This is a genomic window from Pseudomonas sp. D2002 (assembly GCF_013385735.1).
GTDB lineage: Bacteria > Pseudomonadota > Gammaproteobacteria > Pseudomonadales > Pseudomonadaceae > Aquipseudomonas.
Map to the genome: position 1 here is coordinate 22,399 of NZ_JACAPL010000005.1, position 12,542 is coordinate 34,940.

Below are 12,542 nucleotides of genomic sequence, written 5' to 3' on the forward strand. Positions count from 1 at the left end.
TCAATGAATAGGTGAATACCCATGGGCGCGAAAAAAGCCTGTCGAGCGACTCCGCCAAAGCTGTTTGGAACGAGCTGCTTATTTGGTTAGTCTTGCGGTCAATACAGCGACTTCAAGAGGAGCTCCTCGGGTGATCAAGCCGATAATGCTGTTACGCCGAGGCTTCGCCTCCATGCGCTGGCGCACCAGGGTAACGCTATGGATTGCAGCAACCATTGCTGGGCTGCTGGTGGTGGCTTTCGCTAGGCTGGCAGACATGGCCTTGGCGCAGTTTGCTCAACAGACCGCTGAGCGAGCATGGCTTCCGCTTGTTTACACCCCAATGATCGGCATGCTCGTAGTCTGGCTGACAACGCGCTTTTTTGTGGGCGCCCAAGGTAGCGGAATTCCTCAGGTAATCTCAGCAACACGACTTGCGCGTCAAGGTAAGCCCATTAACAGACTGGTTTCATTGCGCATTGCTTTCGCCAAGATAAGCCTTGGAACTCTGGCGCTGACGGGCGGCTTTTCGGCGGGGCGTGAAGGCCCCTCAGTGCAAGTTGCCGCATCCATCATGCAATTCTTTCACCGCTTCCTGCCCAATGCGCGAATCGTGCGCAGCGAGGATCTCATTCTGGCGGGAGGTGCAGCGGGTATTGCGGCAGCATTCAACACGCCCTTGGCAGGGATCGCATTCGCGGTAGAAGAACTTGGACGCAAGCTGGAGACCCGTACCAGCGGGGTTCTTCTCAGCACCATTATCCTCTCTGGGATGGTTGCCATTGCCTTGCAGGGAAACTACAACTATTTCGGTCACTTCGGCATTCAGGACATCAACCTCGACATAGTCGTCCCGGCATTAGTCATAGGAATTGGTTGTGGGCTTTTGGGTGGTTTATTTAGTCGAATGTTGTTATGGCCGCAGCGGCATCCACACTTCATCATCTGGCAGTGGCGGCGTCTGCACCCGGTGTGGTTTGCCGGCATCTGTGGATTGGTCGTCGCTATATTGGGTTGGCTGAGCGGTGGAATGTCGTTCGGTAGTGGCTACGGCATTACCTCTCAGGTCATCGCATCTGATGTAGTCCTGCCATGGCACGCCCCCATCACCCGATTCTTAGCGACCGTAGTGACCTACTTCTCTGGTATTCCAGGAGGTATTTTTGCCCCTTCGCTTGCTGTAGGGGCAGCAGTAGGCGCCAATACCGCAGAGCTATTCCATCTGGCAGCGCAGCCCACTATTGCACTCTGCATGGTTGGTTTTCTGGCTGCCGTCACTCAGTCGCCAATCACCTCCGCAATCATTGTGATGGAGATGATTGATAGCCACAGTATGGTGATCAGTCTCATGGCGGTAGCCCTGATTGCCAAGGCTGTCAGTTCAAGAATGGGCCCTGAGTTGTATCAGCAATTGGCGCGAGGCTTTCTCGAGAGTGCAGAAGCTGCCACTAAGCCAAAGAATCCAACTCAATAAGCCTACCGCGTGATCGTTCTAGCCAGTGAGCTAAGTTGATCCTTCTCATGCTGCAGCGCTAACGTGGACTCTGCACGAGTCATCAGAAGATCCACGTGCCTGTCGCATGCTTCTTTAAAGATCGCTGGGTTTATTTCAGCGAGACTGATGAGGGCTTTCAACAGGCGCACGTTAACTTCCAGCAAAGCTGCACCGTCCCTGCTGATCGGGGCAAAAAAATCATCGAACAGATCATCAACCGTCAATCCTCGGAGAAAGACCTGTTTACACCCTTGGTCTGTTTGCGAGCCAGAGACGTGAGGCTTGCTCCAGCAAGTTAAAGTCCTCACTCCCCGGCCAATGACATCGATGGCTGTTCCTGGGTCGTTCACCGCAGGCGATAAGGCGCGAGAAGCGATTTCCGAGAGAACACAAAGTCCGAAGCGTGGATCATTTTCAAAGGTTCGACGGACGCCTATCGTCAGAGCCTCTAGAACCATCTCACGTGCAGTATCGATATCACCGTCCGACGTGTTGCCCAAGCTCACAATATGCAGGAGTGGCATTCCCTCGTGCACAAATGTCCCCGGAAGCACCTCCAGATAAATCTGTACTTGATCGTCCTGCGCGAAAGCTCCGAGTGCGCTTACATCAATATGTTGCACGTAACCTGTCAGCTCACTTTTGACTGTGATTGCGCCAGGAGGTAGCGAAAGATCGGTCGGGTAAGCTGAACCGCCTAAGTAGGGCCACTGAACTCGTTGAGTGATTGCCGTTATCGCAGCCTTCTCGACGCGGTCGATGGTTTCTCCCACCCGTCCAAGTTTTGACAGGTGGTCGATCCAGCGCAAGAGGGTGTAAACGATCAAGATCACCACAATTATCGTCACTGCGAACAGCAACACCCGACCTTGCGTGCCATAAGCACCCGTGCTCAACGCGATGATCCCCACCAGGCTAAACAGGAATGAGCCTATAAACGTGGCAAGGGCATTTTGGGTCGTCGTGTCTTCCATTACCAAGGTGGTGGCGCGCGGTGTCACTCCGCTGCTCGCGGCCCCATAAGCGGTGACCATTGTGCTCAACGAGAAGGTTGTGACGGCCAGCATGCTGGAGGCAATGATCCCCAGAATTTTGTCTACGGCATCTGCGCCGATGCGCGCTGGCAATGACTCCGGAATGAAGTCTTTGAATACAACAGCGAGCAGTGCCGTAGCCACCCCTAGAAGGGAGAATAGGGAGGCTCTGAACCACAGCCGTTTGGTGAGTTGATTCGTTACCCAACGCCAACGAGCAATCATGTGCAATCCTTCAGTGACTACGTCAGTGGACGTCGCGAGCAGCGCAGAAGTTTTATTCGGAAATTTGAAACTGGTTTTACATCCTGGCTAGAGATGAAGCATCTCACAGGTACGCGTGTTGCTGCGATTGCGAGCGTCACCTGCACGGCCCATTGCAGCGAGACGAAGAAGGGGTGCGAAAACGTTTACGTTGTTTGTTCAGGTAATGGCCGTTTCAAAGGGTCGGGTTATGCCGCGCGTGCCTAGCGAAAGATGAAAAGTGCGCCAGCAAAAGCGCACTTTTCTGTGGGGTCTAAAGCTTAAATTTGGCTACCAACTGGTTGAAGGATACTGCAAGCCTTGAGAGCTCGTGGCTCGAGGCATTTGTCTGATGTGCTCCTGTAGCAGTTTGAGCTGACAAGCTTTGAATGTTGACGAGGTTACGATCTACCTCACGAGCAACCTGTGCCTGTTCTTCTGACGCGCTTGCGATTACCAGATTGCGCTCTGTGATTGCAGCTACACCCTCAGTGATCGATTCCAGTGCTACGCCTGCGGCCTGCGCAAGCTGACGTGTGTTATTTGCCTGGCTTTGACTCTTAGTCATGGTTTCTACTACAGAGGTAGCGCTTGTCTGAGCAGCGTTAATCATCCCCTCGATTTCAATAGTCGATGATTGGGTACGATGAGCTAGAGCCCTTACCTCGTCAGCTACTACTGCAAATCCGCGACCTTGCTCGCCCGCTCGTGCAGCTTCAATGGCCGCATTCAGAGCTAGGAGATTGGTTTGGTCAGCAATCGACCTGATGACCTCAAGCACCTTGCTAATTTCTTTCGTCTGATGAGCAAGCTCTTGAACCTGAGAGCTCGATGAGTTGATTTCCCCAACCATTCCTTCAATCGCTACAACAGCTTCTCCAACCCTACTTTTGCCAGCCATGGCGTCTTGATTGGTTCTTTGCGATATTTCTGCTGTAGAAACGGCATTGCGAGCGACTTCATCGACTGCAGCTGTCATTTCATTCACAGCGGTAGCAGCCTGTTCGATTTCGCTGTTCTGCTGAGTAAGACCCCGTGTGCTCTCGTCCGTTACGACGCTCAGCTCTTCTGCTGCCGAGGCTAGCTGATCTGATGCACTGGATATATTTTGAATTGTGCTTCGAAGGCTCGCCTGCATCCCATGTAGGGAGGAAAGTAATTTCCCGGTTTCGTCCTGGCTACCTGCGTCAATACGTTGCGTAAGATCTCCACCTGCAATACGCTCCGCAGCCGATACTGCATAGGAGAGTGGCCGGGTAATGAGTCGCGTAATAAGAAGACCCAGGCCCATCGCCAAGACGAACGCGAATACCATACCTGCAATGATCGTTAGCTTAGAACTTTGAATGAGAGCATCACTTTCACTTCGGATATCGTCCGCTTGATCAATGTTAGATGCGATTATCCCTAGCATCTCTTTCTCAGCGGAACCATACTTATCGCTGACGTCTTCTCTAAGTTGCAATCTCGCCCCTGGCAAATCCCCCGACATCAACGTATTGACGAACTTCTCTGCCGTTTTTATATAAGCAGGCCAATCCCGTTCAAAATTATCACCTAAGGCCTTTTCGTCATCGCGCAGCGGGGTGCTACGATAAATAGCGAATGCTTTCTCTATAGCACGCTGGCGGTCAGATAATGATTTTTTAGTGGCTACGAGTTCCCCCTCAGTTGCATTGCCAGCTTTTTGTGCCAGCAACAAGTATAGATCTCTATTGTGATAAATTACTTGCTGCAGAGTTTCATTCACCTTGTTAATTGAACTTATATTATTGCTAAATACAGATGAGATCGTGTCGCCCAGCCGTGAGTTGCCGTTCATCCCGACGAGCCCAATCGCAATAGTTATCAATGCGCATATCAAGAATGATATGGATAGTTTTGCCGCAAGGCGTAAATTCAGGAACCAATTCATAGAGCTTCTCTTCGATAGGGGGAAATCTGGTTGACCTTGAGGCGTGCCATTGATCAGGGGAGATATCGGCAAGCAAGGACGATTTTTGAGCTTTTTTTCACGCACAGCTCAAATAGATTGTTTCTTATATTTATTACCCTAAGCCTAGGTGATATTGATTTTAATAAAAATTCGCGCCTCATTTGTTAGGTTTGTTGAATATTCACTGATACCAATTTGGCTGAGTTAGCTTCTCGCCCATTGAAGGCAGCATTGCCCAGTTGTGGCTGGCTTGGATCTTTACTTGTATATGATCGAGCAGGATCATAACGCCAGTGTCGCGGCGGGAGCGGCGCGACTCGCGGTTGTCTCATTGGAGCGATCTGGCGGCCAAGCACAATTCATTGTCAGAGAAATCCCCTGCGCGCACACGAGCCTCTCGCCCGTCATTCAGTGGATCGAAAGCCGAATAGCTACGATTATTACCATCAGAGATATGGCAGATTTTGCAAAGGTCAGCACGAGAACACTAACTCGTCGCTTTCAAAAGCAATTAGGCCTATGCCCCCTGCAGTGGGTGATCCATGTAAGAATCAATCGTGCGCAATGCCTGCTTGAAGCGACTGACTTACCCATCGAACAGGTTGCTGCAGAGGTAGGATTTAGTTTTTCGACTTCTCTTAGAGAACACTTTCTACATATCGTAGGTACGACCCCGACGAATTATAGACTGGCTTCCAGAAAAGCGCCTTCGAGGACACAACAGCACGGATTGCATACAACGGAAATCGTCGTGCGACCGTAGCAGGTAGGACATCAAGATCGCCAGTAAATTGAGACCTATGGCGTATCCTGGCGCCACACACGATAGCGTCCTACCTTGCTTTAGATGAACATTGTGTCCCTATCGAGCGGGTTGAGTTGGCAAGCTCAAGAAAAGCTTGTGATTGACCTTTTACTTTACTAGATACAAGGGGGGCCGGCGCGAGCAAACCCTAGAGGAATGCTTCACCAGGCGCTGCAGTTCAGTGCTCAGGTTTTCTGTGGACGCATAAAGCTGGTGCAATGCGTCAAGCAGATTCTTGAGCTGCGCAGCGTCTATTTCATGTCCGCGTTTGGCCAAATTAACACGCAGGTCGTGCAGACTTTTTTTCAGATTGTGATCAGCTGTCATCATAATTCTCGGCAGTCTTGGATATATGGATTCACAACGGTACCTAGTGCTAGAGAATCAACCGTAGGTAAAACCATCTAGTCGCCGTTTAAGGTCTACCGCAATCTGCGCCAAGTATTCGCTGGCAGCGCGCGTCTGGTTCGAACGAACCGCTGAATGGATCGAAAGATCGCGGATGCGAATGATGCTTTTATCAATTTCTTTCGCGACGATGGCTTGCTCTTCACAGGCTGCGGCGATAAGGGTGTTACGCTCATCAATACTGCTTACGGCCTTGGTGATTCCAATCAACGCGGTATTGGCTGAGTTTGCTTGCTTACGAGTCTCGGTCGCCTGGGTCGAGCTATCTGTCAACGCAAGCACTGTTTCCTGCGTCCCACTCTGGATGTAGGTAATCATCCGTTCGATATCCATTGTGGATACCAGTGCCAAAATTACTGCTGCGAAACACAATCGCATTCGCGTCGCGAATCTGAACCGTCTCAACCACATCAAATGTCCGTCCAAGCGTGAGAATTCTTGAAACCAATTCTCCCTTGCTTTTAGCCCCTCATTTCACTCCAAAGCGCTGCGGACAAACGAATCCTTTACTGGGATAAACAAAAGAAGGAAAGACTGTAAGCGTCCTGGCATCCCGTCTTGCGTAACTGGGCCGGTTGCCACCGATGCGCCAACAACTCCCCAATTTCACTCGCATCGGAGTATCCGTCCGGCGCAGTCCTCTAGCTCGCCCCGAAAAGCTATGGTAGGCGTCCGGCGTTTGGGCGAGTCGGAGAGTTGTCTTCTCGCCTGTTCCACCGGAGCACGCTAAACCTAGGTCAGATTCAACCCGCCGTCTGACATGAGTATCTCGCCGGTTAAGTAGTCCGACTCGACCAGCATTACAACAGCTTTTGCGATGTCGTCTGGGCTAGCGGCCCTGCGCATAGGTGCGCGAGTTCGCCACAACTCTTGGGCCTCTGTCCACTCTGCGGTCAGAGGCGTGTCGACCAAGCCAGGCGCCACCGCGTTTACGCGAATTTCGGGCCCAAGCGATACCGCGAGCAAACGGGTCATGTGATTAAGCGCAGCTTTGCTTACCGCATAGGGAATCGATGCGCCCTTAGGACGGATACCGGCATGCGAACTGATGTTTACGACGCAACCTGCTCGACCGGAACGCGCGGCATCGCGCAATGCCGACTCGGCCAAAGCGACCAGGTGGAACGGCGCCACGACATTAACTTCGTTAAGTTCGTGCCACACCGTAGAACTGGCAGAGGCAAGGTCGCCGTGCGGAATGACTCTGCTAATACCGGCGTTATTGACCAATACGTCGAGCTGCCCCCACGCGGCGATAGCTTCGTTAACAAGCCTGACCCTGTCAGCTTCGAAAGCAAGATCAGCTTGCACGTAAATAGCCTGCTTCATTTCGGCAACCATAGCGCGTCCCGTATCCGCAGAATTTCGCGAATGGAGCACCACCGCATAGCCTGCCCGGCTTAGTACACGTGCAATGGCTGCGCCGATACCAGAAGTCGATCCTGTAACCAAAGCGACGCGTAATACGTTATCGATTGTCGGATTGGGTTTCATATGGATATCTCGAATGGGTTGTTAGAGAGCCATTACCGTAGCACCAAGCAGGCAACGTCGGCGTCAGGCGGTCACGATTAGCAGGTATCCATTTTCAAATCAGGTTGGAGCTTATTCTGTGTAACCGTCTGGGCAAGGCCCCTTTTGTCGTTGATGCGACCAGATCAACACAGGATCGCAGGCCCAGTCGGTCAACACGGTGTCAGCGACAGAAATAGGCCCTATCAGGTTCCGGCGGGGACACTCATCCCTCCATCCGCCATGACGACTGCGCCCAAAATATAAGATGCCCGCTCTGAGGCTAGAAACGCGACGACTTCAGCGATTTCTTCGGGCTGAGCGGCACGTTTGATCGGCGTCTTTTCGCCATGCTGGGCAAGGAACCTATCCATGGGCTCGGTGGCGAGCCAGATGGCGTCGATGCGGATCATCGCAATAGCTCTCGAAGGAAAGCTGCGCAGGCGGCAGCGCTTTGTATAGGCAACGGGACGAATGCCGGTTGAAGCGCCGTACTTTTCTGCGCTTGCACCCGAATCCATTTGTGGACGAGGTTTGCGTTGAGGCCGTGGCTGAGGGCCACGCTGGCGATTGATGCGCCGTGTTGGACACACTCTTCATCACCTGGCTTTGAAGGATTTGGAATACGAACGGCGTGTTGGCTGCATGAAATACCCGCTTAAAAGGCTAGAACTGGTGCCCACCTAAATTTAAGTGCACACCATGTCCTGGCTTGTCGGGCTTGGTTAGATGACTTGGCCGGACGCATACGAAAGACCTTACGGTGAGGAGCTATGTTCCAATCGAAACCCGCGCGAGGAGTCAACACCTTGAGAAGCGATAATGCCCAGGAGACATGCCGAACCATCGGTCACATGCTTTGTTGAAAGCGCTTTGGCTCTTAAACCCGACGCTGTAACTGATTTGCTTGAACGACAGCGCTGTATTGGTGAGCAGATGATGGCTGTATTGCGACCTTGCTTCGTCTACCAGCATCTGAAAACGCGCGCCAGCCATCTCTAGCGAACGTTTCAGCTGGTGTTGAGACAGGCACATCGAGCAAGATATCGCGTCAATGACTAGCGGTTTTGACTGGTGCAAATGCTGCAACACAGCGCTTTTAACTCGCTCGATAATGCCGTCGTCAGTGAGCTCGCTTTTCTTGCGTGTCAGATAGTCATTGTGAATTTTTTGCAGCGAAGGATCAGAGGTCGCGAGAGCTAATTCAGTATCGCACTTACGAAAACTCAACGCATTGACATTTGAAGAGAACGCTAGGTTACGGCCGAACATTGCCTCCAACTGCCGCCTATCCTTAGGAGTAGGATATGTGAATTCTGCCAGAATCGGCATTAAGCACGAGGTAGGCACTAGCCAGTGAAGCAGACCTAACGTGATTGACGCGATTGCATCGATAAAAACTCTGGGCAAGGCCGGCCAGGAATCGTCTGCTGATACCCCAACGAATCTTAGTGAAGATGGATGGTCTTCGAGATAGATGCAATAACCAGCGCCGACGACAGGATAAAACTCAGCAATGCATTTGAGTGCGTTATGAACAGTCGAGCTGGACATAATCGCATAGCCCAAAACGCCCAGGTTACCTGGATGGGCTTTGCCATAAGCTAGCAAGCCAATATCTTCGCTACCAAGACGCTGCTGAATCAAAGAGAGAATCTCATTCAGGTCAGTCAGCGGGATTTGCTGTGGCACCCCTGACTGTACGGAATCCGAATTCAGAAAAGCTAACTGAGATTCAGGAATGCCAAGCTGTGAAATGGAGTCAGGGTCGATCAGTGCCTTGGCTAAGACAGACGATATCGTGTGCATGTTAATTCAAAACCTTGCAGGTAGAGCTCCTCTTATGGCTTTTCTAGGCGAAAGTGAGGGCGTAAGTAAAAGTTGATTGTAGGACAATCTTCGTCACCAAGAGGTCACATCGGTTCACCTGCCCTAGAGCTTGTTCGCTTTCCGCAATTGCTGCTGGACGGGCCCACATCGGCATTCGATCTGTCCAATCAATTGCAAATCCTTGATGCCGTAAGCGAGTACACACTCAAGCACAAAATCGCCACACTGGCGATATTCCATGGAAGGAATCTTTACAGTAGCTATGCCGACGACACGCTCATGCGTGATCAAGGCATCGTAGATTGTTGCGGCCCCCACGAGAGCCACATTGACCCTGGCAAATCTGGCGCAGCCGTGTGGGGTTTATTGCAGGGCGCTGAGCGTCAATTCCGGCGCTTTAATGGGAATCTGCCCAGTGCCGGTGATTGCACCTGGGAGCTAGGCCATAGGCAGACAAGCTGTTACGTTTTATGTGAGGTCATGATGCTAATTCAGCGGGCTAATCTTGATGTCGCAAGGGAACGTCGCGCGCTACCGGGACGGCCAATAACTCCGCCGCCTGATTCGTAGAACCTTACTGGATGCGCTCAGCACATGCTGCAAGTGGAGCGCGCAGGCCTGTAGGCCGAAGGCGTGAAGGATGGAAGCCCGCAGGGCCGAGACTCGGCGGTACGCCGAAGCTCGGTTCACGACAGCCTGTCCGCGCACAGCGGCTCGCCACCCTGTTAAATCAGTCTGATCCAACGATCTTGATTCTGTACTGCCACCTTTGTGGGTGGAGCACAGCGTGCCGACATACTGCCCTCCTACAAGCCAGTAGCCCAGCACCTCTCACAAGTTTTCAGCGAAAGCCCGGCTGCCAAATCAACTGCTCCACGGCAGTACGCATCACCGCCGTCATAAAAAAATGAAGCTCGCCGAATTTCGATTTGATCTGACCGACAGTCACCGGCACGACATCAGGATGCCGTGTTAGATGCTCCTGCAGCGCGTCGCAAAGAGCCAAGAGTAGTCCGCGCCAACCTGGATCGCAGTAGATCTCATCCACTCTAGGATCCGAGAAAAGCTGCGGATAACGCGCTCTGAACTCTTCAATCCCGATTTCAGGTAGAGCCTGGCCGTTCGAGGGAATATCGTTCATGTTCAGCTCAGCAAGGTAGCTCTGGTTGCGGTTCAGCCGTCTTTAGATAATTCAGCAGACTCTCGCTCCCACCATCACGGCGAAATGTGACGAGCACGAAGGCACTTTCCGACTATATCGAATCGTTGGATGGAGATCAGAAGGTATTTCGAGGTATGCGCAATAGTGCACTGCTAGCGTCTAAGCTTCCCTAGGAAAAAACTCGGCTTGAGGCAATCTGCACAGAGTTAGGGGGACGCGATCAATGATTTGTTTAAAGTTGATGAGGCTCTGGATTTGTCCGCGAGGCACCTAACCATTTCGTATCCTGCGCTATGCTCAGCATCCCTGAAGGAGATCACATCAATGCCTAAGGAATACTCGTTGTCGGATGTGCTGGAAAGGATGTACCAAAATCAGCTCGCTCTCGAAGCTGCGCTCATGGAGCTGACCCTCCAGGTAGAAGCGCAAGGACATACAGACGTCGGCGACAACGTCCGTGGTGCGCTTTACACAATTGGTGAGAACGCTGGTCATATCAAACAGGGGCTGGCCCGGCTCAAAAAACTCCCATGAACCAGCCGCTTTTCGATTTTGATCTCAAACGCGTTTCCCGCACGCACTACATCACTGGCAAGGCTGCAATCAACTTTCCGCACGCTGGGAGTACAACTGGCGGTTGGCATTTTCTATCGTACTTCGACCGAGAATCCGGCGTGGCCAAGGTGTCTCTTGCAGGTATTCATTATCCTGACAGCGCCGGTTTCTTCGGCAGCTTGAGGGTCATGGACGCGATTGAACCACTCGCTCAGCTAAATGGCTATCATCTAAAAGCCTCTGGGGCGGGGCGAATTGCTACGCAGTCTCCAAGCAGGAACCAGTGAGTCAGACGAGACCTGCTCCTCAGCCTATTCCTCGGCAAACGCCGAGCTATGGATCCTTTTCCCTTGTTCATCCGGAAACGTCTGTATCGGGCGTAGAGGCGGTCGGTACTGCATCACTTCTGGGGGGATCAAACGTTACGGTGTTTGATTACATCTCCATCACAGCACACCAGTCCTAATGGGGCTGCGGCGACTCGCAGGGAGCTAGTGGGCAAAGCTACTTCGATGGTGTAGTCCATAGCCACCATCCTATAATCCGTGACTGCAATCTCCCCAGGAGCTCATCACTATGGAAGCGAATATGCCTCAGCCTTGGTACAACACTCGTCCAGCCCCCGTCTTCATGACCGTCTTCTACTGTTTCATCGTCCTGCTTCAAGCTGGCGTCTGGGTGGTGGAGGAAGGTTTCGAGCAAACTCGCTTTGGTGACATTTCTATCTCGGTGTTTCTCAATATCTGCGTGGTAGCGCTGCTGATGTTCGTTGGCGGCTTGATGCTATTAGCCAGGAAAAAGAGTAGTTCGCTTTGCTTCATTCTTGCCTTGGCCTTAGGTGTAACATTTTCCCTTAGCCGAATGGGTAGCGGTTCTATAGTCCACCTGCTCACGCTTCCGATGTTCAAGGAGTACGCTTTGGTTTTTGGGATCTGGGTTTACAGCCTTCAACTGCGCACCACCGGATACTTCTTATCGAAGTAACCTTCTGACCATCATCAACATGGGTGCGGGTGTGAAAAAGAGCGAGCTTCCGGTAAAAACACCCCTTACGTGCGGCCTTCCTTTCACTTGGAGGAAGAAATGGACGCGAGGCTGGGAGGAGGTACGTTAGTGGTCGGAGCACTGCCTGCGCACAAAAGGTTGAGCCAAAAAAGGGCCATTAGGGGCCCTTTTCTATCAATAGAGATTACTTCGCGAGCCAAGACTCTACAGCCGCTGCGCCATGCTCGGTTTTCCATTCTTTAAGGCCACGATGGTTTCCGCCTTTCGTTTCGATGACTTCACCGGTGTGTGGGTTCTTATAAACCTTAACCTGGCGGGCTTTACGTGTGGCTTTAGGTTCAGATACTTGAGCGCGACGGCCTGCTTGTGGATCTAGCAGGTTGATCACGTCCTTCAGGCTATAGCCGTATTTTGCGAGCAAATCACGCAGCTTAGTTTCGAATTCAATTTCTTTCTTGAGACCGACGTCACCCTTCAAGGCTTCAAGCGCTTGGAGCTGTTCGGCAAGATGTTTTTCAAGCTGGCGGAATTCTGCGAGTTTGGACATGGGAGCTTCCTAAGCAATTGGTACTGTCAAG

The 12,542-nt window shown here is 52.0% G+C and carries 12 protein-coding genes and 3 pseudogenes; 6 read left to right on the top strand and 9 right to left on the bottom strand.

Annotated elements, in window-relative coordinates:
• Nucleotides 1–130 precede the first annotated feature (130 nt).
• On the top strand, nucleotides 131–1,453 hold the full coding sequence (locus HX783_RS10670) for a chloride channel protein (RefSeq protein ID WP_177016857.1): 1,323 nt from the start codon (nucleotides 131–133) through the stop codon (nucleotides 1,451–1,453).
• A gap of 2 nt (nucleotides 1,454–1,455) precedes the next feature.
• On the opposite strand, the gene HX783_RS10675 is transcribed toward HX783_RS10670, so the two are convergent.
• The 3 genes and pseudogenes from HX783_RS10675 to HX783_RS30250 all read right to left on the bottom strand — a co-directional run.
• Nucleotides 1,456–2,733 carry a DUF2254 domain-containing protein gene (locus tag HX783_RS10675; RefSeq protein ID WP_177009682.1) on the bottom strand — a complete coding sequence of 426 codons (1,278 nt, stop codon included), beginning with the start codon at nucleotides 2,731–2,733 and terminating at the stop codon, nucleotides 1,456–1,458.
• Between the two features lie 292 nt (nucleotides 2,734–3,025).
• Nucleotides 3,026–3,889 carry a methyl-accepting chemotaxis protein gene (locus tag HX783_RS30245; protein WP_371317674.1) on the bottom strand — a complete coding sequence of 288 codons (864 nt, stop codon included), beginning with the start codon at nucleotides 3,887–3,889 and terminating at the stop codon, nucleotides 3,026–3,028.
• A pseudogene (locus HX783_RS30250) lies at nucleotides 3,884–4,666 on the bottom strand (MCP four helix bundle domain-containing protein); the annotation flags it as partial. The pseudogene HX783_RS30250 and the gene HX783_RS30245, both read right to left, overlap by 6 nt.
• A 289-nt stretch (nucleotides 4,667–4,955) precedes the next feature.
• Here HX783_RS30250 and HX783_RS10685 point away from each other — a divergent pair.
• On the top strand, nucleotides 4,956–5,450 hold the full coding sequence (locus tag HX783_RS10685) for a GlxA family transcriptional regulator (protein ID WP_256347143.1): 495 nt from the start codon (nucleotides 4,956–4,958) through the stop codon (nucleotides 5,448–5,450).
• 426 nt (nucleotides 5,451–5,876) lie between these two features.
• Here the strand turns inward: HX783_RS10685 and HX783_RS10690 are convergent, their stop codons facing one another.
• The 5 genes and pseudogenes from HX783_RS10690 to HX783_RS10710 form a co-directional block, all read right to left on the bottom strand.
• Entirely contained in the window at nucleotides 5,877–6,233 is a 357-nt protein-coding gene (locus tag HX783_RS10690; protein WP_177016859.1) for a hypothetical protein, read from the bottom strand.
• Between the two features lie 399 nt (nucleotides 6,234–6,632).
• On the bottom strand, nucleotides 6,633–7,394 hold the full coding sequence (locus tag HX783_RS10695; RefSeq protein ID WP_177016860.1) for an SDR family NAD(P)-dependent oxidoreductase: 762 nt from the start codon (nucleotides 7,392–7,394) through the stop codon (nucleotides 6,633–6,635).
• Between the two features lie 224 nt (nucleotides 7,395–7,618).
• Nucleotides 7,619–7,777: pseudogene (locus HX783_RS10700) on the bottom strand (SDR family oxidoreductase); the annotation flags it as partial.
• A 436-nt stretch (nucleotides 7,778–8,213) separates the two neighbouring features.
• A complete protein-coding gene (locus tag HX783_RS10705; protein ID WP_177016861.1) occupies nucleotides 8,214–9,221 on the bottom strand; it encodes an AraC family transcriptional regulator in 1,008 nt (335 codons plus the stop codon).
• Between the two features lie 862 nt (nucleotides 9,222–10,083).
• A complete protein-coding gene (locus HX783_RS10710; protein WP_177016862.1) occupies nucleotides 10,084–10,383 on the bottom strand; it encodes a hypothetical protein in 300 nt (99 codons plus the stop codon).
• Between the two features lie 345 nt (nucleotides 10,384–10,728).
• Between HX783_RS10710 and HX783_RS10715 the strand changes: the two genes are divergently transcribed.
• From HX783_RS10715 to HX783_RS10730, 4 genes and pseudogenes are all read left to right on the top strand, one after another.
• A complete protein-coding gene (locus tag HX783_RS10715; RefSeq protein WP_177016863.1) occupies nucleotides 10,729–10,938 on the top strand; it encodes a hypothetical protein in 210 nt (69 codons plus the stop codon).
• Nucleotides 10,935–11,174, top strand: a pseudogene (locus HX783_RS10720) (hypothetical protein); the annotation flags it as partial. The gene HX783_RS10715 and the pseudogene HX783_RS10720, both read left to right, overlap by 4 nt.
• 373 nt (nucleotides 11,175–11,547) lie before the next feature.
• Nucleotides 11,548–11,943, top strand: a complete 396-nt coding sequence (locus HX783_RS10725; protein ID WP_056789427.1) for a hypothetical protein — start codon at nucleotides 11,548–11,550, stop codon at nucleotides 11,941–11,943.
• 31 nt (nucleotides 11,944–11,974) lie between these two features.
• The gene (locus tag HX783_RS10730; protein ID WP_177016864.1) at nucleotides 11,975–12,073 is read left to right on the top strand and encodes a DUF2256 domain-containing protein; all 99 of its coding nucleotides are present in this window, start codon (nucleotides 11,975–11,977) and stop codon (nucleotides 12,071–12,073) included.
• A gap of 75 nt (nucleotides 12,074–12,148) precedes the next feature.
• On the opposite strand, the gene HX783_RS10735 is transcribed toward HX783_RS10730, so the two are convergent.
• On the bottom strand, nucleotides 12,149–12,511 hold the full coding sequence (locus HX783_RS10735) for a histone-like nucleoid-structuring protein, MvaT/MvaU family (protein WP_177016865.1): 363 nt from the start codon (nucleotides 12,509–12,511) through the stop codon (nucleotides 12,149–12,151).
• Nucleotides 12,512–12,542 lie beyond the last annotated feature (31 nt).

Coding starts and splice junctions, on each gene's coding strand:
- HX783_RS10675 (WP_177009682.1), bottom strand. CDS start 2,733: ATGATTGCTCGTTGGCGTTGGGTAACGAATCAACTCACCAAACGGCTG.
- HX783_RS30245 (WP_371317674.1), bottom strand. CDS start 3,889: ATGCAGGCGAGCCTTCGAAGCACAATTCAAAATATATCCAGTGCATCA.
- HX783_RS10685 (WP_256347143.1), top strand. CDS start 4,956: ATGATCGAGCAGGATCATAACGCCAGTGTCGCGGCGGGAGCGGCGCGA.
- HX783_RS10690 (WP_177016859.1), bottom strand. CDS start 6,233: ATGGATATCGAACGGATGATTACCTACATCCAGAGTGGGACGCAGGAA.
- HX783_RS10695 (WP_177016860.1), bottom strand. CDS start 7,394: ATGAAACCCAATCCGACAATCGATAACGTATTACGCGTCGCTTTGGTT.
- HX783_RS10705 (WP_177016861.1), bottom strand. CDS start 9,221: ATGCACACGATATCGTCTGTCTTAGCCAAGGCACTGATCGACCCTGAC.
- HX783_RS10710 (WP_177016862.1), bottom strand. CDS start 10,383: ATGAACGATATTCCCTCGAACGGCCAGGCTCTACCTGAAATCGGGATT.
- HX783_RS10715 (WP_177016863.1), top strand. CDS start 10,729: ATGCCTAAGGAATACTCGTTGTCGGATGTGCTGGAAAGGATGTACCAA.
- HX783_RS10725 (WP_056789427.1), top strand. CDS start 11,548: ATGCCTCAGCCTTGGTACAACACTCGTCCAGCCCCCGTCTTCATGACC.
- HX783_RS10735 (WP_177016865.1), bottom strand. CDS start 12,511: ATGTCCAAACTCGCAGAATTCCGCCAGCTTGAAAAACATCTTGCCGAA.